Here is a 23,439-nt window from a genome sequence, read left to right as displayed (position 1 = left end):
TTTTGCAGCTTATGGTTGTTTCTTAAAAAATACTTAATGCTTAAAGCTGTACGTCTGATTATAGGTTTAGTAATACTTGGTGTCGCAATTGCGATTGGGTATTCAATTGCTAACCGGGATAAAGATATTCCTGTTAAAGTTGACAAAGTTGTTAAAACGGTTTTTGTTGAAGAAGTTAAAAATGATACCGTTCCTATAGTTATACCGGCTAATGGAAATTTAGTTGCAAAAAACCGACTGGAGCTTTATGCAGAAGTTCAGGGGATTTTTAGATCAAGCGCTCACGATTTTAAAGTGGGCCAGTCGTATACTAGAGGTGAGACCCTTTTAAATCTTGATTCTTCAGAATACTATGCTTCGGTACAAGCTGCCAAGAGCGAATTGTACAATCTGGTAACTTCAATAATGCCAGATTTACGATTAGATTATCCGGAGATTTTTCAGAAATGGCAAACCTATCTTAATGGTTTTGACATCAATAAATCAACGCCACAATTACCCGAAACAGATTCTCAAAAAGAACGCTACTTTATTACAGGTAGAGGTCTTTACTCTTCATACTACAACGTAAAAAACCTGGAGCAGCGGCTAGGTAAATACCGCATTACTGCCCCATTCTCAGGAATTTTAACAGAGGCGCCGGTAAATAAAGGTACGCTGGTACGTCCTGGTCAAAAACTGGGTGAATTTATAGATACTTCAGTTTACGAACTTGAAGTAGCGATAGGCAAAAAGTTTAGCGATCTTTTAACGATAGGTGAGAAAGTTGCTTTAACAACAGTTGACGGGACTAAAGAATACACCGGTAAAGTAGTACGTGTAAATGGTAGAGTTGATCAAACCACGCAAACGATAAAGGTCTTTATTGAGATTGCCGGGGCAGATTCTTTAAAAGAAGGTATGTTTCTTCAGGCAAATTTAGAAGCCAAAGATGAGCCAGATGCAATAAGTATTCCGCGTCAGTTATTAGTAGATAACTCACAGATTTATGTCATACGTGATGGACTACTTGATCTAATAGATGTAAATCCCGTCTATTTTTCAGATAAAGAAGTTATCATTAAAGGAGTGCCAGATGGGACTCAATATCTGTCTAAAAGTGTACCCGGTGCTTATGCCGGAATGCGCGTGAAGATTTATGAGGAAAATCAAACTACAGGAAATACGGAATAGGTTTTATGAAAAATTTAATTAGTTATTTCATAAAATACAGTGTAGCCGTTAATGTGGTTATCATGGCTTTTGTGATTTTTGGAATCATCGGAGTTTTGAGGATGAAATCTTCATTTTTCCCTTTAATAGATTCACAAATAATCACGATTAACGTTACCTATCCTGGTGCTTCTCCGCAAGAAATAGAAGAAGGTATTATTCTTAAAATTGAGGATAATCTTAAAGGTCTTGTAGGCATAGATCGTGTGACATCTACATCTAGAGAAAACGGTGGTAACGTTACGATAGAGATTGATCAGGATGAAGATATAAATGTCATTCTTGCTGAAGTAAAAAATGCCGTTGATCGCGTGCCCAGTTTTCCTACGGGGATGGAGCCTCTGGTTGTCGCTAAGCAGGAAGCAATACGACAGACTATAGGTTTTGCGGTGAGCGGAGAAACTATAGATCTTGCTACCTTAAAGCAAATTGCCCGAACTATTGAATATGATTTACGGGCGATGGATGGAATATCGCAGATAGAAATAAGCGGTTATCCTGATGAAGAAATTGAAATCGCTGTACGCGAAAATGATTTACTCGCTTATGGGCTCACCTTTACTGAAGTTGCGCAAGCAGTTTCCAGAGCAAATATTCTTACCACAGGAGGAAACATTAAAACAGAAAAGGAAGATTATCTTATACGGGCAAACAACAGATCGTATTACGGTGATGATCTTAATAATCTCATTGTACGTGCAAATAATGACGGATCGCTCATAAGACTTAACGATGTAGCAGTAATTAGAGATCGTTTCTCAGAGACGCCTAATGCATCTTATTTTAACGGGAATCTTGCGGTTAATGTTGAGATAAGTAATACTAACAATGAAGACCTGCTTACAACTGCAGAACAGGTTAAAGTTTATATTGAAGATTTTAATGCAAAATACGATGCAGTACATATAGATATTACCTCAGATTCTTCAATACGTCTGGAGCAGCGTACAAATTTATTGGTAGTAAATGGCGCAGAAGGTATTCTTCTGGTAATCTTATTTTTGTCTTTTTTCTTAAATACGCGTCTTGCATTCTGGGTAGCAGCAGGGATTCCCGTAGCATTTTTAGGGATGTTTATATTTGCCGGAAGCTTTGGTGTAACAATTAATGTATTGTCTCTTTTTGGGATGATTATCGTTATAGGTATTCTGGTTGATGACGGTATTGTAATTTCAGAAAATATCTATCAGCATTATGAGATGGGTAAAACACCCATTAGAGCCGCAATTGATGGTACTGTAGAGGTTATTCCGCCTATTATTTCAGCAATTATAACCACGGTTTTAGCATTCTCAACCTTCTTATTTCTTGATAGTAGGATAGGAGAGTTTTTTGGAGAAGTTTCTACGGTCGTGATTCTTACACTTGTAGTATCTCTGGTGGAAGCTTTAATTATTTTACCGGCGCATATTGCACACAGTAAAGCTTTAGTACGTGAGTCTGAATTAGATATTGCTAAGAAAACGGGAATTCAAAAGTTTATGTACAAACTGCGTTATTTCAATAAGAAAGGCGATCAGTTTATGAGTTATATGCGGGACAAAATTTACACGCCTGCACTTCGGTTTACACTTACAAACCAGCTTATTTCGTTTTGTATAATTGCCGCTTTACTTATTGTCACTGTGGGTTCAATTATGGGAAGTGTGATAGGTGTGACTATTTTTCCAAGTATTGCGAGTGATACAGTTTCTATAGAATTGTTAATGCCTGAAGGTACAAACCCACAGCGTACAGATAGTATTATCACAATGGTAGAGAAAGCTGCCTGGCGTGTAAATGAAGACTATACAAGCAAGCAAACCGATAATTTACAGGTTGTAGAAAATATCATTAAGCGTGTGGGGCCCGGAAACAATAAGGCTTCTTTACGCATTAACTTATTGCCCGGGGAGTTTAGAGACTTTTCTTCTCCAGATATAACAAACTCCATTCGGGATGAAGTAGGAGAAGTGTTTGGCGTAGAGCGTTTAACTTTTGGTTCTGGAGGTAATTTTGGCGGAAGCCCTATATCTATTTCTCTATTAGGTAATAATACTGAAGAATTAGAAGCAGCTAAAGACGAGTTGCGAGCTAGTCTCGAGAATAATGCATTGCTGCGCGATGTGGTTGATACAGATCCTGAGGGGATTAAAGAAATACAAATTGTACTAAAGGAAACAGCTTATTCTTTAGGGCTTAATTTAAGCAGTGTGATGACGCAGGTGCGTAGTGGTTTTTTTGGAACGCAGGCGCAACGTTTTCAACGCGGGCAAGATGAGATACGCGTTTGGGTGCGTTATGATCGCAGTGATCGTAGCAGTCTAAATGATCTTGATGATATGCGTATTGTTACTCCTACCGGAGAGCGTATTCCGCTGAGTGAGATAGCGACTTATACTATTTCTAGAGGTGATGAATCTATTAGTCATTTAGAAGGACAACGTGAAATACAGGTTAATGCAGATATGGCAGACCCTAACGGAAGCACTACAGATATACTTGCTGAAATTAAGGCAACGGTAATACCCGATATTTTATCAAAATATCCAACCTTATCAGTTTCTTACGAGGGTCAAAATAGAGAGGCAGAAAAGCTAAGCAATTCTGCAAACGAGGTAATTTGGGTTATTTTATTCCTTATTTATGCAACTATCGCATTTACCTTCCGCAGTTACAGTCAGCCGTTTTTACTGTTGTTTATGATTCCTTTTAGTGTGATAGGTGTTGCCTGGGGTCACTACATTCACGGTTTTCCTATAAATGTACTTTCTGCCTTGGGTATTATTGCTTTAATAGGTATTATGGTAAACGATGGTTTGGTTCTCATAGGTAAACTCAATGGATTCTTAAAAGAAGGGATGAAATTTGAAGATGCAATTTTTGAAGCTGGTCGTTCACGATTTAGAGCGATTTTTTTAACCAGTATAACAACTATTGCAGGTCTTGCTCCTTTACTTCTTGAGAAGAGCCGCCAGGCACAATTTTTAAAGCCTATGGCGATCTCTATTTCTTATGGTATCGCCATCGCAACTTTACTAACCTTATTAATGCTTCCGTTATTATTGTCTATTTCAAACTGGATTAAAACGAAATCAGTTTGGGTAAAAACAGGAGAGGAGCCCAGTAGAGAAGATGTTGAACGTGCAATTAAAGAATTAAAAGAGGAAGATGAAGAGCATTAATCTAAAAGTAGTTATAGTAAGTTGCTTGATTTTTGCTTCTGGCTTCGTGAGTTATGGGCAGGAGTCTTTTCTCTCCAGAGCTGAGGCAATCGCATTGACTCTAGAAAATAACTATGGTATTGCAGTTGCAGATAACAACATTCTTATTTCTGAAAATAACGCAGATATTCTCAATTCGGGCTATTTGCCTACTGTTTTTGGAAGTGCAGGTTTAAACTACACAGTAGAAGATCAACGCACAGATAGAGATGATGGTCAGTCTTTTGTTTTAGAAGGTGCAAAGTCTGAAAACTATAATGCCTCGGTAAATTTGGAGTATACCTTGTTTGACGGTTTAGGCAGGCTGTATAATTTTAAGCGTTTAAAAGAGAGTTACAATCTTTCTAAACTAGAAGCACGAGAAACTATAGAGAATACGATGCTTCAGTTGTTTTCGGTATATTTTGAAGTTGCCCGACTTACAGAAAATGTAGAGATTTTAGAGCAAACCCTTGAGATTTCCAGAAATCGGGTCAAACGTGCGGGTTATCAATTTGATTATGGACAAAATACCAAGCTTGAGGTTTTAAATGCTGAAGTTGATGTTACCAATGACAGCATTAATTTAATGAACACCAGACAGCAATTATTAAATACAAAACGCGATCTCAATGTAGTACTGGCACGTGATTTAAAAGCTAGTTTTAATGTAGATACGTTAGTTTCTTTTATACCTAAGATGGAGCTCGATTCATTTTTAGAAATGGCTAAAGAAAACAATGTGCGCATATTGCAGAGTCAATCTAATATAGCCATAAGCCAGTATGATATTAATGTTTCTAAGGCTCGATTTTTACCTACTGTAGGTCTTACCGGTTCTTATGGGTGGAATGAGTCTATAAGTCCGGCATCTGCTTTCTTTACGGGTAGCACGCGCCAAAATACAGGTTTTCAAGGGGGTCTAAATTTAAGATGGAATCTTTTTGATGGTGGTTCTACATTAACTCAGGTACGTAACGCTAAAATTGTTAAAGACAATCAATTACTTTTTAAAAAACAAGTAGAGCTAGAAGTGCAGCGTGATGTAGCTAATGCATTAGGTAATTATGAAAACCTAGTAGCTGTTTACGAAATTCAAGAGCAGAATGTGATAACCAATAAAAATAATTTTGAACGTTCTCGAGAACGTTTTAATTTGGGGCAAATCACTTCAATAGAATTTAGACAGGCACAAATAAATCTAATAAATGCTGAGACTAATAAAAATCTGGCAAAGTATGAAGCTAAGCTTGCTGAGCTTCAGTTGCTGCAACAGGTAGGTCAGCTTTTAAATATTGAATTTTAATGGAAGAGCATTTTTTTCAATGTCCGTACTGCTGGGAAGAAATTTCGATGTTATTAGACGTTTCAGTGCGGCATCAGGTTTATGTTGAAGATTGTGAAGTATGTTGCAACCCTATAGAGCTAACGGTAGGTTATGAAGATGGTGAACTTGTTACATTTTCTGCGCAAAGTATAGAGCAGTAGCAGTAATTATAAAAATTTGTAGCGGTTGGGGTATTGTATTTTTTATACAATTCAATCCCAAAATTTAAGAATATTGCCTTTATTTGGAGGAAAGTTAAGCTTATTGTTTTAAAATGAGCTATTCTCTAAGTTCTTTCTAACCGGAAAATTAGGTACACATTACTATATCTTTATTATTATATTTGCATAAAATTCCCCCTCAGTGCTTTTAAATTTTAGTTTTTCTGATAATGCAATTGGTTACATTGTAGAAGGTACCATGAATTACGATGCGATTAGTGAATTGAAGCAGGCAATTCTAAAAATGTTTGAAGAGCACGAAACTATTAATCTCTACTTAGAAGACAATAATATTAATCGTTTTACACTTGATGCGGTTTTTATTGCAAGTATCTTCCCAATGCAGCATAGTCATAGGTTAAATAAAGTTGCAATGGTAACAAACCGTAAGTGGATACATGCAATAACTAATGTCAATAAGTCTATACTGGGCAAAGATTTCAAAAATTTTACTATAGATCGTCGTTTAGAAGCTATAGAATGGATTGCTTCAAATTAATCTAATACAGTAACTGTTTTTAGCATTCCATCTTTTAAATTAATCCAGAGGTAATTAAAAAAAGATTTGTTTTGATTTCGGGTAACGTCACCTGAGCCTTCCTTAAAGCCTTTATCTTCCCGCTTACTTGTGTTAGAAATAAAAATATTAGCGATAGTTGATGCTAACCATTTTTTCTTTTTCTTTTCTTGATTTAGAATATTTACTTTAAAATCGTCATATGTCATTTGCATATCTATATGAGAACTATAGTCATTACCGGTAATTGTAAAATACGTGTGCGCAATATTACCTTGCATCTCAACGCCAAGGTTAGGTGAGGTAAAGCCATCTAGATTTTTTACGGGAAGCTTACTTAAACTACCCACCAGATAAAATTTATCTTGCTTGTTTTGTACATCAAATTCCCAGTCGAGAGTCATAGGGCTTTGTTTCATAAAGATAGCTTTTATAGCTATTTTAGTTTTTTTCTCGTGTTCTTTGTAGGTGTTACCAATGTTAGTAAGGTTAGCTTGCAGGTTTTTAAAATTTATAGATCCTGACTCTGAACCTTGATTTACTTTTTCAGTATAGATTATAGAGCCATTTTTAATTTTTAAAGAATCTACCATTAGATCAAACTTTAGATCACGTAACATTTTTGAGTACAAAGGTTTTGTGCTAAAATCATCTGCAAGAAGTTTATCTCTGTAAAGGTTGAGCGCAGGCTCCTCAAGCAAGATTAATGGCGTGTTTATATAGAACCTGCCAGAGCGTTCTCCGTATCGTAGAGAATCAATGCTAATTTTTTTTATTAACAGATTTACGTGATCTCGTTCTTGACTAATACTATTGCTTAATTGCTTGCGCGAAACTGCTGTTTTAAGCTGTGTATTGGTCATTTGTAATGAGGAGCCATCCCAGAGCACATTTTGAACAGTAAGCTCATCAAAATCATTTATTTGGTAATATAGCGAGTCGTAACTAAGGCTAATGCGCTCGTAATTAAAAGGTCTTGTAATGGTTTCTGTAATAGTAGGGGTAATGTTTTGTAGGTTTAGATTAAAGTGGGCCGTTTTAAGTAGTATGTCTTCTGTTTCTGGTTTTAAAATCTGGATATAATTAGTCACCAACTCAAACTCCTCAATATGAAAGGTACCATTTATGTTTTCAGCCTTAATAGGATTTGTGCTTGCACTGTCTTTAGATGACTTCTTTGTTTCTTTTTTTACCTGCTTATAATGAGAAAGGCTATCTGCAAGAATCGTAATTTTTTTAAAATGAATATTCTTGTTTCTAAAATAATCCCAGTGATCTAATCCTTTTAACATTACGGTAGCATTGTTTACTTCACTACGAGGCATAGAATCATTAGCAATTATACTTACAGTAGCGTTTTTCATACTGGCATTGCCACCCCAACTGTCAATATTTAAATCTTCGTAGGTAAGATTTATTGAGGAGGGCAAATCATTTTTTATAATCTGCTGAAGTTGGTTCTTTAGATAGCTATTGAGAAAAATTGCGGCCACGCCTAGAAGGCTAAAAAAGACGAAAAGAGAAATTAGTAGTTTTTTCATGAAGATTAAAGGTATCTATATTTCAGGCTATTAATGTTAGTGAAATTATAATTTTAATGCGGAATGAAAATATTTTCAAAAAGCCCTTGTGAGAACCAAAGAAGTGTTCTATATTTGCCGTCCAATATCGCGGGATAGAGCAGTAGGTAGCTCGTCGGGCTCATAACCCGAAGGTCACTGGTTCGAGTCCAGTTCCCGCTACTAGCAAAGACAAGGCTTCACAGAAATGTGAAGCCTTTTTTTATTTCGCATATCTTCAACATACTTAAGTTATCCTTAGTACTCATTTTAAATAATTTAACTATAAATCAATCTGTTAGTTGATAAGCAACAGGGTTAAATGTCTTTTAATTTATTTTCAAGGCTTTTTATATTGAGCTGTTTTTGATAATTAAATTGCAGATTTGCAGAATTTGTGAAGAACCTATGGCTCTGTAGAAAAACGATATTTGCTTCTAGCCACTCTTTTTCAGAATAGTTAATGCCCTCATTTACGGCCCATTCTTTTCTTAAGTTTCTATTTTTCTTATCAAAACATTTCTGGCCTAGATGCGCGAGATCGGCATCGCGTATTACCATTTGAAGTTTGTTAAGCGGTATTGTATTTAAGGCTGTAGCGTATATAGTTTCAGTAACCTCATCAATAAATTTTTCTGTTACGGTATACTGTTTTAGAAATTCTTCAGCTAAAGTTGCGCTCTTTTTTTCGTGATGGAAAGTTCCGAAAATATGACCTGTATCATGAAAGTAAGATGCAATTATTAGGGTAGTTTTTTCATCATTACTCAAGTTTTCACCTTCGGCTATGCGTTTTGAGTTTGTGACAACTTCTTTAGTATGTTTCCAGTTATGAAAAGGGTAGGTACTGCAAATGCTATTTTTTATGAGTGATTTGCAGTAGCTATGTGTTTCTTCAATTAAATTTTTAGAAATCATCAAGCTAAAATTTATAAGTGAATCCTACCTGGTGATTTCCTTCAAAATTAGAATAGGAGAGTTTCATATGTTGTTGTTGATATTCTGTAGTGAATAATAAATTACTTCCTAAACCAATTGCTGCACCAGCAACAACATCAAGAATATCGTGTTTTTTTGAATCTATTCTGCTGGCTGCTGTAAATCCTGCCAGAGCATATGCGGGGATACTGTATTTAAAACCGTAGCGCAAATGTATAAAACCTGCACTATGAAAGGCTGTTGAGGTATGACCAGATGGAAAAGAGTTATCATTACTCAAATCTGGTCTTGGCTTATTAATACTCGTTTTTAAACCATAAGTCACAGCTTCTGTTAAGATAAAGCTTTTAGTGAACTGCCAGGCACCTTTTGTGTCTCCTTTTATAAGTGTTGCCCCAAAAGTAGCTATAGGTAGCGTAACGAGTATCACATCGCCTATCGTTTGAGTTGTTCCTATTTTTGGTTTTGTCTCACTAGTGTCCTGAGCTTGGGTATAATTAGATGTAAAATATAAGGATAGAATTAAAACAGCCGTAAAATTGACTTTGAGATGTTGAAGCATTAAGAATGTGTATTATAGAATTGTATATAGAATTAGCTTTTTTTATTTCGCTTATGCGAAATGAAAATCAGCAGACTTATAAGTATTGTTGATACGATTGAAGCTTGTAATGTTCCCAGATCTAAACCGCCTTTGTTAACGGGTTTTGTAAGAAAATCTCCAAAGGTTGCGCCAAAGGGTCTGGTAAAGACAAAAGCTATCCAGAATAAGAGTATTTGATTGGCTTTAGTGAGATAGTGAAGTAACATTACCAGAGCAATCATACCTGCGGTTACTAAAGCGCCGGTTAGATAACTGAGACCTATCGCATCACTTAAATAATCGCCAAATGCAGTGCCCAGACTGTTTGACAGTAAAACTGCGGACCAGAAATAAAGCTCTTTATTCCTATTAAAAATGGGATAAACTTTTAGATTTTTAAATTTTGAGTACCAGAGTCCAAGCGTAATGACGAGTAACGTAAATAGGATAAAGCTTCCCTGTGTATATCCCAGACCTAAACTACGATCTATAAAGTCTGAAATCTCAGTACCTAACGTGGTGGTCGCGATGATAACTAGCCAGAAATAAAATGGAGTATACTTTTTTGAATACAATTGAATACTGAGTACAATACCGAAAAACAGCAGCGTGATTATTATTCCTACCGTATATCCTAAACCTAAGGTCTGTGAAATATAATCACCCAGAGTTTCCCCGAGTGTCGTTGCAATAATCTTCATAATCCAAAAGGCAAGGGTTATCTGAGCGACCTTATTTAAATCTGGTTTTTCCATTAATTAAAGATTTTAAGCTTTAAAATTAAAGCTCAATTCTAAAGAGAGTTTAAAGAGAATTGCTTCAAGCGTGCGTTAAACGTTTTCAATTAGAATTTATAGTTGAAGCCCAGTCTTATGATTTGAGTCTCATAAAAGTTATCGTAAGTTGCGGCGAATCCTTCCCCTGTTAGACGTTGTCTAAGCCCGAAGCGATTGAATAAATCTGTAGCAGATAACGTCATTTCACCACGTTTTTCCCAAATTGATTTCTTCAAGCCAAAATCAACCGAATATCTGGCGAGCTGTTCTCCTTGCGGAATATTCTTTTTAGAATAATACAATCCTGTAAGTTGAGTTTCTAGTTTCCAGGGAAGTTGAACGGTATTTGTAATTTTAAAATCACCGGCTATGTCACTTGATTTTTCTATGAAAAAAGGCCGCTCGTACGGAAACAATAAAGTTCCCTGAAAGGCATCAATAGCATTTTGATAGATATTAAAACTAGAAGTGATTTTCCAGTTTTGTAGCACATCCTGGCTGAATAATACCTCAATACCGGTGTTAGTACTATGCCCGGTATTTTGATAAATTCGGTTTACAATATCATATTGCGGATTGCTATTGTCTATACTAAAAATTCGTTGGTAAGCCCCATCAATAGTTCTGTGATAGATTGCAGAGAATAGAGATCCTGAACCCCACGAATATCTATGTGCTAACTCTACAGAGTTTGTAAACTGTGGTCTTAAATAAGGGTTACCTACCTTGAGAAGTTCGGGGTCGTCATATTTAGGAAAAATACGAAGTTCGGGTTCTCCGGGGCGATCTACTCTGCGGTTATAGAAAAGTGAAATTTTATTTTCTGAATTTAACTTATAAGTAAATCGTACACTGGGAAATAACTCAAAATAATCGTAGTTATCGTTTGTATTGTAATACGTATTCTTAGGGTCTAGCGCGTAGGATACTTCAGTTTGCTCTGCGCGAATACCGGCCTCAACGTCAAAATTTTCTTTCTCTAATAGGTAATTTGCATAGGCAGCATAGAGGTTTTCTGTCCATTTTGAAAAATCTCCCAAATTTGGATAAATGATAGATTGATTGCCGCGCATAATCGCATAATCTACAGGCAATCTTCTAAATCTGCCTTTTGCACCTATCTCAATTTTTCCGCTACTTAAAGCTTTGGTATAATCTATAGATACACTCGTCGTATATTCTATAGCTCTAATGTTTGTCATATCACGACCGGTGCGCACTGAAGAGCTATCGTTTAAAAAATAGCTTTCATCTTCTAATCCGCGTGTATATTGAGCATTTGCAGAAAGTGAATGACCAGCTTGATCAAAACTATGTTTGTAATTAATAGCTGCATTAATAAAACTCGTAACTTCTTCTTCTTTCCAGGTATAAAGTCTGTTACGCAGGTTTTGATTGAGATTAATAAAAGCAACTTGCGAAGTGTCAATATGTTTTTCTCTATCAAACATTCCTGAGAAGGTGATTTGATCGTGTTCTCCTAACTCCCAATCTACTCCACCGGTTACAATAGATCTAAATTGTTTTCTGTTTTCGGGGACCTGTGAGATGATGTCCCTGCCATCGTCGTAGTTACGTGTTGTGAATTCGTTATTTGGTAATGCCTGCTGAATGATAAATTCGGTTTGTAGAAAATAATTGAGTTTCCCAGTTCTGTAGTTGAGGTTTAAACTGGGTATTAATTTTGGGTTAACTGAATAACTGCCAAAGTCTGTAGGAGTATCTGTTCTGCGTTTGCCTAATGCCCCTAATCCAAAAGACAAGCCTGCATCTCCATTAAAACCATTTTGCTTTTCCTTTTTATAAATGATATTTACAATACCGGCAAATCCATTAGCATCATATTTAGCAGAAGGATTATTAATGATCTCAATACGTTCAATATTTGCAGCAGGTATATTTGATAGCCCTTTTTGATTGCCAAAACCAGTGAGGCTAGATTGCTTTCCATCTATAAGAACCACCACCTTGTCACTACCTCTAAGTACAACTTTTCCTTCCTGGTCAAAAGCTACTCCCGGCATCGTTTTCATAGCATCTAATACAGATCCGCCAGATTGTGCAACATTATCATCAAGGCTAAATGATTTTTTACCCAGATCAGAACTTACGGCTGTTCGTTTTGCTAAAACTTGAACTTCGCTTAGATTTTCTGCAGATGGGACCATTTGTATTTTACCCAAATTAAAAACAGGATTTAAGCCACCTGCACTTATTTTTCTCTGAATGGTTTTAAAACCTATATAAGAGATTTCTACTATGTAGTTCCCTAAAGGAACATTTGTAAATAAAAATGAACCTGCATCGTCTGAGATTGTTCCTGTGAGTACCTCTTTAGAAGTAGTTTGCTTTAAAGTTATATTTACAAATGGTAAGGGTTGCAAATGTTCTTCGGTAACCACACCTTCAATAACAATTGATTTCTGAGCAAGCGCAGAAAAAGATAAAAGTAGAAGTAAGAGTAAAGCCAGATTTTTAAAGCGTATCATAATTTTAGTTTGTAACAAAACTAAAATTGCTTTCTAAAGAAATTTTAAAGTTCTAAGTAGAAGGAATAAAAGTAACTTCAAATTGATGATAACCCTGGTTTGTGCTATTTTCTAAATTTTCCTGAAAGGAATAAGAGGGCTTAAAACCATAGCGATCACATATTTTTTTAACGATTGAAAGACCTAAGCCGCTCGAGTCTTTTTTTGAACTTTCCTTATAAAACCTATCAAAAACATATTCGGGTTGCTTCAATGCACTATCACCTGTATTTGAAATTTTAAATGTGTTCTTAGTATAATTTATTAGGATAGAAGCATCCCTTTGATTATACTTTACAGCATTTGATATTAAGTTAGTGCATAAGATTTGCGCGAGGTATTTATCCATCTTTATTTTTAGAGGAAAATTTGATTCAATGGTAAATCTTGAAGGGGTAAGCTCTTTAAAATTATTTAGAATTTCTTCGATGAGGTCATTTAATACAAATATTTCTTCGCTAGTAAATTGTTCATTTTCAATCTTAGCTAATAAAATAAGCCGTTTGTTAAGTAGTTTTAACCGGCGTATGTCACTTTGCAAAGAAGAAAGTTGCTCGTATTGGCTATCGTTTAAAGTATTGTCATTAAACATGGTTTCTATCTTTGCCTGCATAATCGCAAGTGGTGTTTGCATTTCGTGCGATACATCTTCAGTAAATTGCTTGAGGTTTCGGTAATCTATTTGAACCTTTGATGTTAAATGGGTAAGCTCTTGATTAAGTTCGTCAAATTCTATAATATCAGATTCCTCAAGTTTTAAAGGGTTTTCAGATTTTATACTGAATGCTTTGACGTTATCTAGATTTACAAAAAAGGGTTTCCAGAGTTTTGCATTTCTTGATTTATTCAGATAGAAAATAAAGACAAAAGCAATAAATATGAGGGTTAAGAATATAAAAACTATTGCATATAAAATGTTTTCAGACTCAATAACCATAGCTCTTACAGTTATTTTATAGGTCATTCCGTTTACCTTTTTGGTTCCAGATAATTGTCTAAAAAGCTCTACTTCGTCTTGTAAAGGATCATAGATGAGTGTGTCTTTTAGTAAAGCAGGAAGCACATCATCTGATTTTTCTACCACAATTATTGGTGGAATAGCGTATAACTTTGGGTTTGTAACTAATAGGCGTTCTACGCGATCTTTATTAGAATACAACTCTTCTTCAATCTCATTTTCCAGAAGTGACTTAGTATAAAAATAAAGTGCCACAGCAGCAATAAGCATAATTATAAGACCATTTATTAAAAAGGCTTTAGATGCTTTTTGAAGAAGATGTTTTTTAGGTTTGTTCACGGTTTAGTTTGCTGTGAATTTATAACCTGACCCATACGCTGTTTGTATATATTTTGCAGTTTTTGAAGTTAGCTTTTTTCTAAGGTTGTTAATATGCACGTAGATAAAATCAAAATTATCTAGCATATCACTATCATCTCCCCATAAGTGTTCTGCAATAATTGCTTTAGATAAAACGCGATCTTGATTGGTAATAAAAAAGAGTAAGAGGTCATATTCTTTACGGGTAAGTGAGATAGGTCTATTATCAACGTAAGCAGTTCTAGCTTGTGTATCTAATCGAATTTCTTCAAATCTAATAAAGTCATCGCCTCCAAACTTTCCGCGTCTTAAAACAGCTTTAATTCGCGAATTAAGTTCAGCTAGGTGAAAGGGTTTTGTAATGTAATCATCTGCTCCCAGATCTAGACCTTCCAGCTTATTTTCTAAAGAGTTATTTGCCGAAATTATAATAACACCAGATTTTTTGTTGTGCGCTTTTAGTGTTTTAAGCAGATCTAACCCGCTTCCTGAAATTAAATTTATGTCAAGTATAATTATGTCATACTCATAAAGATCTAACTTTTCTGAAGCTTCAATAAAGTCTGAAGCTGTCTCGCAGATATTAGCTTCTCGGCTTAAATAGTTTGCAATTGATTTTTGCAAATCAAATTCGTCTTCGGCGATTAGATATTTCATAGTTTAAAAATAACAGAATAAATGTACTCTGAAATTCTAAAGAGAAACTAAAGATTGCAAGAAGCTTCTTTTGATTAACGAAATCTCAATTTTTTAGATAAAATAAAAAAAGCCGGCTGCCTTTAAAGGCAGCCGGCTTTTTAAATAGATAGTATGATTTTAGTATTATTGAAATCCTATAGTCTCTAGGCCTTGATGGCTAATCTTAATAGCTTCTAGAGGTGTGTGGTTAAAAGTTTGATCTTGTTCTACAAAGTAATATTGCATCCCAGACTTTTCTTTTTCAGCAAGAATACGTTTAAAGTCAATTTTACCTTCTCCTACAGGAGCAAATTTTCCTTCGTCATCCATATCCTTCACATGCCATAATTTAAATCTGCCAGGATACTTTTCAAAATAAGCGACAGGATCTGCACCTGCCTTAGTCACCCAATACAGGTCCATTTGAAAGTTAACATATTCAGAGTTAGTGTTTTCAAGCAAGTAATCAATAGGTACTATTCCATTCTCATTTTTTTTGAATTCAAAATCATGATTGTGATATAGCAATTGTAACCCGGCAGCATTACACTGCTCCCCGAGAGTATTTAGAATTTTTGTGAGCTCCTCAACAGTACCTGTCATACCCATTGTCATTGTTTCCTGATCAAAAGTAAACCTACCCATAGGAGGTACAGGAATAACAAAATATTGAAAACCTGCTGCTTTTACATCTGCAATCATCTGTTCTGCATTTTCTAAAGTTACAGAACCCTGATGTGTACTTACGGGTTTTAAATTAATACCCTCACAAAATGATTTAAAATCCTGCGGAGTCATAGTGTAAAATTTTCCCTCTTCATAGCCGGCTGCTTCAATATATGCATAACCGTCTCCTGCGACTGTTTGTAAGGTTGTTTCTGCATTTTCTGTCATTGCATCACGCAATGTATAAAGTGCTAAACCACCAAATTGCGCTGTTTCAATTGAATCCTGGCTTACTACTTCAACTTCATCGCTGCTGTCTTTTTTCTTTTGATCACCGCAAGAAAATAACAAAACGGAAGCTAGAGCAAGTCCTACAAGTTTTACATTTTTAAATTGAAAAGGTTGTATTTTCATAAATATCTAATTTGTTTACATTTTAAAATTAAGTTTTTCTAATTACTATAGATGATAAATTACTTACTTTAATACGTATTGAGTTTTTAATTATACAAACGAGTATCCTGAGATTGTGATTTAATTTAAGACTAAAATACATTGTATGTATTCAAATACTTAATTAGCTTTACTTTCTTTTAGGGATATTAACTCAGTTGGTTCAGAGTGTCACGTCGACAACGTGGAAGTCATTGGTTCGAATCCAATATATCCCACATAAAAGAGGGTTTTATCTTCAGATAAAACCCTCTTCTAATTCTTTTGTATAGTAGATTAATTATTTAAAAGATCTAAGATACCTTCTAGCTTCATCCCTCTTGAACCTTTAATTAAAATAGTCGCCTGCGGAAGCAAATAGGAAATTTCAGCAGGAAGTCCTTTTTCTTCAAGATCCTTTATATTTTCAAATTGGTGGTTTTTAGTTTTTATTTTTTTAAAATTTTCACCAAGAAAAACAATATTTTCCAGATCTAAATTACGTGCTAAATCAGCAATATATTGGTGTTCTTCTACTGCGCTTTCTCCCAGTTCAAACATATCTCCTAAAAATGCAATTTTAGATTTTGCTTCTAAACCGGCAAAATTGTTTAATGCAGCTTCCATACTTGAAGGATTTGCATTGTAGGCATCAAGAATTATTGTTTGTTCTTCCCGCTCAATGATCTGAGATCTGTTATTAGAGGGAATATAAGATTCAATAGCATTTATAATATCTTCGGTATTTATTTTAAAGTAGCAGCCTATTGCAGCAGCCGCCGCAATATTTATTGTGTTGTACTGACCTATCAAATTGCTTTTGAGATGTTGATTATTTAAAATTAAGGATGCAAATGGGTTTGCTGTTTTATACGTAAAATGAACATCAGAATCTTTAGATTGACTAAATGTGTAGCTATGTGTTTGGCCTATTTTACTCTTTTGAATGGGGTCATCGAGATTTAAAAATAAAGTTCCTTTATGTCCTATAAGGTAAGTGTAAAGTTCACTTTTACCTTTAATAACACCTGCAACGCCGCCAAAACCTTCTAGATGAGCTTTGCCAAAGTTTGTTATATAACCAAAATCTGGAGCTGCAATTTCTGTTAGTTGTTCAATTTCACCTATGTGATTTGCACCCATTTCTACTATCCCAAACTCAGTATCTGAAGTCATAGATAGCAGGGTTAAGGGCACTCCTATATGGTTGTTTAAATTGCCCTGAGTAGCAACTGTTTTAAATTTTTTAGAAAGAACGGAGTTAATTAATTCTTTTGTAGTGGTTTTGCCATTACTGCCAGTTAATGCTAATATAGGAATGTCTAAGTGCTTTCTATGTATGTGTGCAAGATCCTGAAGTGTTTTAAGTGCATCTGCTACTAGAATTATTCGGCTATCACCTGATGCAAAATCCTTATCGTCAATAATCGCATATGATGCTCCTTGTTCTAGAGCTTCTACCGCATAGGTGTTTCCGTTAAAATTGTCTCCTTTTAAGGCAAAGAAGATCGTATCTCGTTTTATTTTCCGTGTGTCTGTAGTTACTCCTTTACTTTCTAAGAAAAGTGAGTGTATATCATTTATTTCCATAGTAATCAGTTAAAAAAAATGCCCAAAGCTAAAGCTGAGGGCATTAATTATTAATACTTTATGAAAGGTACCGTAGATCTAAAATTAGTTTCTAGGTGTTTTATTTTTAGTAGCTTTTGATCCTACTCGTGACATGGCATTTCTAAAGCCAATATCATCTGTAGCCATAGATTGTGGTAAGTATCTGCGTTGTGCAGGATCTAACCAGTATTCTCTGTCTCTCCAGGATCCACCTTTATATACACGAACCTCGTCATCTATTAAAGTAGTACGATCATTTGCTTTATCGTATTCTTTATTCAAACCATTTTCTCCTGCTGATATTTTGTTAATAGGAGAATCATACATTCTATCATTTGTAGATTCTGAGTCTGAGAAGCTTTGGTAATATCGAGAAGATTGTTTGTCACCATCTCTAAAATTACGGTTGTCACTTTCAGAAAACTGAGTTCTTAAGTAGGTATCGTCATCGTTAACAGGAACCTGTAAAATTTCTCCAGGTAGGTTACGTGCAATAATTTTACCATTATCAAGGGTGTCAAAAACGATATCTGCAGTTGTAAGTACTTTAACAGTACCATCTTCATTTATAGCGTTTTTAGTATAAACGTTACCTCGGTAGTAGTTAAAATCATTGTACTCATCATCTACAATAGGTCTGTATACGTCAGCTACCCATTCTGAAACGTTTCCGGCCATATCATACAACCCATAATCGTTAGGAGCATACGATTTAATCTCTGCAGTAATATCTGCATTGTCATCAGACCAACCTGCGATACCGCCGTAATCACCATCTCCTTGTTTAAAGTTAGCTAATTGATCACCACGTGTCTTACGATTACCAGAACGTGTGTAAGCACCATCCCAAGGATATTTTTTTCTACCACGGTAAACGTTATATTCTCTTATTCCTACAAGTCCTAAAGCGGCATATTCCCATTCTGCTTCGGTAGGTAGACGATATTTTGTAGTAGAAATAATACCATCTTTCATTTGTACATAAATGTCTTTAGCCTCAGGGCTTCCTCCGGGATTATTCGGGTTTGCTTTTGGAGTATTTGCTTTCTCACGCTGTGCAGAAGCTCTTCCTCCTCGTATTACATCATCTTGCCCCCCATAAGTTAAACTCGGCGATTGTAAGTAGGTGTAAGTGTCAAATGTAGATTCTGCATCTACATTGTATTTGGCTCCTTTTTGAGTGTAGCCTTCCTGTTCTAACACAAATTCGTTATAACGGTTTGTTCTCCAGGTTCCGAATTCTACAGCTTGTATCCAGCTAACTCCTACTACAGGATATCTGGCATAAGCAGGGTGACGCAGATAATTCTCTGTCATTGTCTCGTTAAAACCAAGACGGTTACGCCACACTAAAGTATCTGGTAAAGCGCCGTAGTAGATATTGCGATAGTTTGCTTCTTCTGGAGGGAATACCTTTTTTAGGTAATCAAGGTATTCTAGATACATAAGGTTGGTTACCTCGGTCTCATCCATATAGAAAGATTGTACGTGTTGTTGATTTGGAGTATTATTCCAATCGTGCATCACATCATCCTGAACCTGACCCATTGTGAAGGTACCGCCCTCAATGAAGACTAAACCGGGAGCAGCTTCCTGCTCTTTATAGTCTGTATTGGCTTGAAAACCGCCATCTCTGTCATTAATACTCCAGCCTGTGGCTCTAGAGCTGTTTTTGTAGTCTTTGCCTTTGCCTCCGCAGCTTGAAAGTAATACTGCAACAAGGCTGAAGCTGAGCGATTTAAGCACAAGATTCCTATTCATAGGTGTAAATTCTTTAAGCGAAATTTGGGACTGCAATATAATATAAAGCAGTCAAATTGCAATAAAATTATAAGTTATGCAAATACTAAGTCAATTAATACAGTGAGTTAGCTCCTTTCAAACGAAAAACCGTGCTGTTTAGTATATCTAATACACTAAAATGAATTATGTTAGATTTCTTACTTATTTTGCAAAGCCTTGTAAATTACCTAATGAGAATTTTTATACTGTATGTCGTTTTGCTTTTTGCATTTTGTGCTGTATTTGCGCAGAATAAAGAGTTTGTTATAAACTGGAGCGAATCTGTAAATGTTTCTACTCAAGCAAGGCCAAAATCTGTAACTGGTTTTGAGCCTGAATTTTTCAGTTATTCACCTGTTAGAGGTATTAAATATCATAATAGATGGAAAATGAATATGAGTGCGTCTCCAGCTTCAGTGAATTTTATTCCAGTTTCAACAAAAATAATAAGCAAGCAAGATTTAAAGGATTTAGATATAAATACGATCACTGAAGACTTTCAATTTAAGTCAGGCATTTCTACTGCTCGGGGAGAAACATATTTTGAATTTGATTTTTCACCTATATTTTACGAGAATAAGATTTTAAAACGTATTGAGTCATTTAGAATAGAATATAGTGAACAACGTCTTAAATCAAATCGTTCTGCAGTTCTACAAGAAACTAAAAATTCTGTGCTTGCTTCTGGAGCTATTTATAAATTCTATGTAGAGAAAACCGGAATTTATAAACTCGATAAAAGTTTTCTGGAGTCATTGGGAATGAATGTTAATGCAATCAATCCGCAAAATTTAAAAATTTATGGAAACGGTGGTGCTATGTTACCCTTACGTAATGCAGATAATTTGTTGTTTGACCCACAGGAAAATACCATTAAGGTTGTAGGAGAAGATGATTCCCGTTTTGATGATACAGACTATATATTATTTTACGCCGAAGGCTCACAGGGTTTTAATGCTGAAAGTCTAACGCATATTAATGCCTATGCAGATAGAACTTCTTATTTTATTACCGCTTCTGGAGGTTCTGGTTTGCGTATAAAAGAAATGCAACAACCTGCTGCGATTGCAGATGTTGTGATTAACACATTTGATGATTACCAATACCACGAGTTAGACGAGCAAAATTTACTCAATCTCGGCAGACGCTGGTTTGGGGAGCGTTTTGATATTGAAAATGAACAAAGTTTTGAGTTTAATTTTCCGAATAGAGTTACAACAACCCCAGTAAATCTTAGACTTTATACCGCTGCGATTTCAGAATCACCTACGTCTTTTACGGTAAACTTAAACGGGAATGGAATTGCCACGTTAAATATACAAGCTATTAATGAGTCTATTTTAGCGCGTGATGCTTCATATAATAGTTTTTTTACTCCCGTATCAAACCCGCCTGTCCTTGTAGATGGAGATCAATTGAATCTAACGCTTAATTATAATAACAACGGCAATCCTTCGGGAACGGGGTTTCTAGATTTTATAGCGATAGGAGCAGAGCGAAGATTAGCAGGAACCGGAGTTCAATTGGCTTTTTCAAAAAATAGTACGGCAAATACATTAGGAGTAGGTCGCTTTGAATTAAGTAATGCTTCCGAATTTTCTGAAATTTGGGATGTTACTAATAAAACAGCCATAACTTCAATAGTAAATGCAGAAAGTGCTTCAAATTTTAGTTTTAAGGCGCAGCTGGGTGTGCAGCATAAGTATGTAGCGCTTAACCCTCAGGATTTTTATCTTCCGCTACGCGATAATGGAAATTCGTTAGTGCAAAATCAAAATATTAAAGGCACGATCTTTCAGGGTAGTGGTGGTTTTCGAGATGTAGATTATTTAATAATTACATCAGAACTCTTACGGCCGCAGGCAGAGCGTTTAGCAACTCACAACAGAAATTATAGAAATTTAAATGTTAAAGTACTCACGCTAGATGCGATTTATAACGAGTTTAATTCTGGAAATGCAGATATAGGAGCCATACGTAATTTAGTGCGCTATGTGTATGATAATGCTTCGTCAGTAGATACCCGTCTTAAATATTTATGCCTTTTTGGGGATACTTCTTTTGATTATAAAGATCGTATTGCAAATAATAACAATATAGTCCCCACATTTAATACGTATCACAGCTTCTCGCAGTCGCAGTCGTATATGAGCGATGATTATTTTGGTTCACTAGATCTTAACGAGGGAGTTATTGAGAATGGAAGTCCCGCTGGTAATGGCGGAGCAGATCGTCTTGATGTGGCGGTGGGAAGAATTTTAGCAGATACACCACAACTTGCAAATGCTGTTGTTGATAAAATAATACGATACGATTCACAGGCTGCTTTAGGAAGGTGGCGCAATAATTTTGTGTTAGTAAGTGATGATGTTGACTTACCCTGGGAGTTTGCAGAATTAGAATCTACAATTGATGCCCTTGGAGATCAGATTCAGATTGAGAAACCATTTATAAATGTAAAAAAAATACACAGTGACAGTTATCAGCAGCAGTCATCAGCTGGTGGCAACAGATATCCCGAGGTCAATGAGGCGATCTCAAACGAACTAGAGGTAGGTGCATTAGTTATGGCGTATCTGGGTCATGGTGGCGAAAATACGCTGGCTTCAGAATTTATTTTCACGCGTGAAAATGCTCAGAATTTAAATAATACAGATAAGCTTCCGGTAATTGTAACGGTAACGTGTGAGTTTACCCGTTTTGATAATCCTAATCGTACGGCGGCGGGAGAAGAATTATTCTGGAACTCTGATGGTGGAGCGGTGGGCCTTGTAGCAACTACACGAGAAATTTCTGTGAGGTTGGGTGTTGCTTTTAACAGGCAACTTACTTCAGACCTATTTTCCTTTGGTACAAATGAAATAAAAAGTGTTGCCGAAAATCTGAGAGAGACTAAAAATCAAATAAATGACGATAACCGCCGGGTGATTTTCTATATAGGAGACCCCGCGATGAAATTAGCTTTTGCTAAGCCTAATATTAGACTTACGACGATAAATGATATTCCGGTAACTCAGCAGACAGACACTTTGAAAGCCTTGAGTCGTATAAAGATGAGCGGGGAGGTGGTTGACGTTTCGGGCAATCGTATAGAAGATTACACCGGTGATCTGGCAACTACTATTTATGACAAGTATGTAAACAGGCAGACACTGGGTAACGACGGTACAACAGATGAAGCCGGAAATTTATTAATTCTAGATTTTAAAACATTAGGGGCTATTTTATACAGAGGGCAGGCGAGTGTGAAGAACGGAATGTTTACGTTTGATTTTGTGGTTCCTAAAGATGCTACAATACCCTTGGGAAATGGGCGGGTTAATTTTTACAGCAAACGTGATGCAGGACTAGAAGATCAGGCAGGTGTAGATCAACGAATACTTGTAGGTGGCTTAAATGAGAATGCGCCTGAAGACAACGAGGGGCCTTTGATTAATTTGTATATGAATGATGAAGGCTTTGTAAATGGGGGCATTACAAATATATCACCTACACTTTTAGTTAAGTTGGAAGATATAAATGGTATCAATACCGCAAGCGGAATAGGACATGATTTAATAGCGATTTTAGATGGTGACGAAGAAAACCCCATCCTTCTTAATGATTTTTATGAGAGTGATACAGATAACTTTAATTTAGGTAGAGCGCTACGTAAACTTAGAGATTTAGAGCCTGGATTGCATACCGTTACGGTTATAGCCTGGGATACCTATAACAATTCATCAACAGCAGATTTACAATTTATTGTTGCGGGTGATGATGAATTGAAATTAGAAAATGTACTTAATTATCCCAATCCTTTTGTAAACTATACAGAGTTTTGGTTTAACCATAACAGACCTTATGAACCACTAGAAGTACAGGTTCAGATTTTTACAATTTCGGGTAAAGTTGTTAAGACGATAAATCAAATCGTGAGCACAACTGGATTTTTATCTAGAGAACTCACGTGGGATGGTCTAGATGATTTCGGACAAAAAATAGGAAAAGGCGTTTATGTGTATAAGATTACCGTTAAATCTACGTTAACGAATAAGAAGGTTGAAAAATTTGAGAAATTAGTCATCCTATAAGCATTTAATATATATTTGTCAAAAAGCGCCACTTT

General features: G+C 35.7%; 16 protein-coding genes and 2 tRNA genes. 8 read left to right on the top strand and 10 right to left on the bottom strand.

The annotated features are described in order from the left end of the window. Positions 1–36 precede the first annotated feature (36 nt). The 5 genes from P164_RS10885 (at position 37) to P164_RS10865 (ending at position 6,441) form a co-directional block, all read left to right on the top strand. Complete coding sequence (locus P164_RS10885) at positions 37–1,173, top strand: efflux RND transporter periplasmic adaptor subunit (protein WP_035899770.1); 1,137 nt, start codon at positions 37–39, stop codon at positions 1,171–1,173. A gap of 5 nt (positions 1,174–1,178) precedes the next feature. Next, positions 1,179–4,376 (top strand): efflux RND transporter permease subunit, encoded by a 3,198-nt coding sequence (locus P164_RS10880; RefSeq protein ID WP_028376415.1) that lies wholly within the window; start codon positions 1,179–1,181, stop codon positions 4,374–4,376. Further along, positions 4,363–5,700 (top strand): TolC family protein, encoded by a 1,338-nt coding sequence (locus P164_RS10875; RefSeq protein WP_028376414.1) that lies wholly within the window; start codon positions 4,363–4,365, stop codon positions 5,698–5,700. The genes P164_RS10880 and P164_RS10875 overlap by 14 nt, the downstream gene beginning before the upstream one ends. Continuing rightward, on the top strand, positions 5,700–5,882 hold the full coding sequence (locus P164_RS10870; RefSeq protein ID WP_028376413.1) for a CPXCG motif-containing cysteine-rich protein: 183 nt from the start codon (positions 5,700–5,702) through the stop codon (positions 5,880–5,882). Before P164_RS10875 ends, P164_RS10870 begins: the two co-directional genes overlap by 1 nt. 202 nt (positions 5,883–6,084) lie before the next feature. Continuing rightward, on the top strand, positions 6,085–6,441 hold the full coding sequence (locus tag P164_RS10865; RefSeq protein ID WP_028376412.1) for an STAS/SEC14 domain-containing protein: 357 nt from the start codon (positions 6,085–6,087) through the stop codon (positions 6,439–6,441). On the opposite strand, the gene P164_RS10860 is transcribed toward P164_RS10865, so the two are convergent. Beyond that, positions 6,438–8,000 (bottom strand): hypothetical protein, encoded by a 1,563-nt coding sequence (locus P164_RS10860; protein ID WP_028376411.1) that lies wholly within the window; start codon positions 7,998–8,000, stop codon positions 6,438–6,440. The two genes, P164_RS10865 and P164_RS10860, sit on opposite strands and share 4 nt — an antisense overlap. 128 nt (positions 8,001–8,128) lie before the next feature. Here P164_RS10860 and P164_RS10855 point away from each other — a divergent pair. Next, positions 8,129–8,201 (top strand) — tRNA-Met (locus P164_RS10855). 135 nt (positions 8,202–8,336) lie between these two features. Here the strand turns inward: P164_RS10855 and P164_RS10850 are convergent. The 7 genes from P164_RS10850 to P164_RS10820 all read right to left on the bottom strand — a co-directional run bounded on the left by P164_RS10850 (position 8,337) and on the right by P164_RS10820 (position 15,920). After that, the gene (locus P164_RS10850) at positions 8,337–8,936 is read right to left on the bottom strand and encodes an HD domain-containing protein (RefSeq protein WP_028376410.1); all 600 of its coding nucleotides are present in this window, start codon (positions 8,934–8,936) and stop codon (positions 8,337–8,339) included. Positions 8,937–8,940: 4 nt separating this feature from the next. Further along, a complete protein-coding gene (locus tag P164_RS10845; protein ID WP_028376409.1) occupies positions 8,941–9,519 on the bottom strand; it encodes a phosphatase PAP2 family protein in 579 nt (192 codons plus the stop codon). A gap of 32 nt (positions 9,520–9,551) precedes the next feature. Continuing rightward, entirely contained in the window at positions 9,552–10,295 is a 744-nt protein-coding gene (locus P164_RS10840) for a membrane protein (protein ID WP_028376408.1), read from the bottom strand. An 89-nt stretch (positions 10,296–10,384) separates the two neighbouring features. After that, a complete protein-coding gene (locus P164_RS10835; RefSeq protein ID WP_028376407.1) occupies positions 10,385–12,805 on the bottom strand; it encodes a TonB-dependent receptor domain-containing protein in 2,421 nt (806 codons plus the stop codon). Between the two features lie 52 nt (positions 12,806–12,857). Further along, on the bottom strand, positions 12,858–14,141 hold the full coding sequence (locus P164_RS10830; protein WP_035899769.1) for a sensor histidine kinase: 1,284 nt from the start codon (positions 14,139–14,141) through the stop codon (positions 12,858–12,860). Positions 14,142–14,144: 3 nt separating this feature from the next. Next, entirely contained in the window at positions 14,145–14,819 is a 675-nt protein-coding gene (locus P164_RS10825) for a response regulator transcription factor (RefSeq protein ID WP_028376406.1), read from the bottom strand. A gap of 165 nt (positions 14,820–14,984) precedes the next feature. Beyond that, the gene (locus P164_RS10820) at positions 14,985–15,920 is read right to left on the bottom strand and encodes a sugar phosphate isomerase/epimerase family protein (RefSeq protein WP_028376405.1); all 936 of its coding nucleotides are present in this window, start codon (positions 15,918–15,920) and stop codon (positions 14,985–14,987) included. Between the two features lie 182 nt (positions 15,921–16,102). Between P164_RS10820 and P164_RS10815 the strand changes: the two genes are divergently transcribed. Further along, positions 16,103–16,177, top strand: a tRNA-Val gene (locus P164_RS10815). Between the two features lie 58 nt (positions 16,178–16,235). On the opposite strand, the gene P164_RS10810 is transcribed toward P164_RS10815, so the two are convergent. Together P164_RS10810 and gldJ are read right to left on the bottom strand one after the other, a co-directional pair. Further along, positions 16,236–17,528, bottom strand: coding sequence for a UDP-N-acetylmuramoyl-tripeptide--D-alanyl-D-alanine ligase (locus P164_RS10810; RefSeq protein ID WP_028376404.1), 1,293 nt, complete (start codon positions 17,526–17,528; stop codon positions 16,236–16,238). Positions 17,529–17,612: 84 nt separating this feature from the next. Beyond that, positions 17,613–19,310 carry a gliding motility lipoprotein GldJ gene (gldJ, locus tag P164_RS10805; RefSeq protein ID WP_028376403.1) on the bottom strand — a complete coding sequence of 566 codons (1,698 nt, stop codon included), beginning with the start codon at positions 19,308–19,310 and terminating at the stop codon, positions 17,613–17,615. A 212-nt stretch (positions 19,311–19,522) separates the two neighbouring features. Here gldJ and porU point away from each other — a divergent pair, with 212 nt between their 5' ends. Next, on the top strand, positions 19,523–23,404 hold the full coding sequence (porU, locus tag P164_RS10800) for a type IX secretion system sortase PorU (RefSeq protein WP_028376402.1): 3,882 nt from the start codon (positions 19,523–19,525) through the stop codon (positions 23,402–23,404). Positions 23,405–23,439: the final 35 nt, after the last annotated feature.

The sequence above is a fragment of the Leeuwenhoekiella sp. MAR_2009_132 genome, from assembly GCF_000687915.1.
Lineage (GTDB): Bacteria > Bacteroidota > Bacteroidia > Flavobacteriales > Flavobacteriaceae > Leeuwenhoekiella.
Note: the sequence above shows the minus strand (reverse complement) of the source record. Positions and strands in the feature narration are given on the sequence as shown.

Coding starts and splice junctions, on each gene's coding strand:
- P164_RS10885 (WP_035899770.1), top strand. CDS start 37: ATGCTTAAAGCTGTACGTCTGATTATAGGTTTAGTAATACTTGGTGTC.
- P164_RS10880 (WP_028376415.1), top strand. CDS start 1,179: ATGAAAAATTTAATTAGTTATTTCATAAAATACAGTGTAGCCGTTAAT.
- P164_RS10875 (WP_028376414.1), top strand. CDS start 4,363: ATGAAGAGCATTAATCTAAAAGTAGTTATAGTAAGTTGCTTGATTTTT.
- P164_RS10870 (WP_028376413.1), top strand. CDS start 5,700: ATGGAAGAGCATTTTTTTCAATGTCCGTACTGCTGGGAAGAAATTTCG.
- P164_RS10860 (WP_028376411.1), bottom strand. CDS start 8,000: ATGAAAAAACTACTAATTTCTCTTTTCGTCTTTTTTAGCCTTCTAGGC.
- P164_RS10850 (WP_028376410.1), bottom strand. CDS start 8,936: ATGATTTCTAAAAATTTAATTGAAGAAACACATAGCTACTGCAAATCA.
- P164_RS10845 (WP_028376409.1), bottom strand. CDS start 9,519: ATGCTTCAACATCTCAAAGTCAATTTTACGGCTGTTTTAATTCTATCC.
- P164_RS10840 (WP_028376408.1), bottom strand. CDS start 10,295: ATGGAAAAACCAGATTTAAATAAGGTCGCTCAGATAACCCTTGCCTTT.
- P164_RS10835 (WP_028376407.1), bottom strand. CDS start 12,805: ATGATACGCTTTAAAAATCTGGCTTTACTCTTACTTCTACTTTTATCT.
- P164_RS10825 (WP_028376406.1), bottom strand. CDS start 14,819: ATGAAATATCTAATCGCCGAAGACGAATTTGATTTGCAAAAATCAATT.
- P164_RS10820 (WP_028376405.1), bottom strand. CDS start 15,920: ATGAAAATACAACCTTTTCAATTTAAAAATGTAAAACTTGTAGGACTT.
- P164_RS10810 (WP_028376404.1), bottom strand. CDS start 17,528: ATGGAAATAAATGATATACACTCACTTTTCTTAGAAAGTAAAGGAGTA.
- gldJ (WP_028376403.1), bottom strand. CDS start 19,310: ATGAATAGGAATCTTGTGCTTAAATCGCTCAGCTTCAGCCTTGTTGCA.
- porU (WP_028376402.1), top strand. CDS start 19,523: ATGAGAATTTTTATACTGTATGTCGTTTTGCTTTTTGCATTTTGTGCT.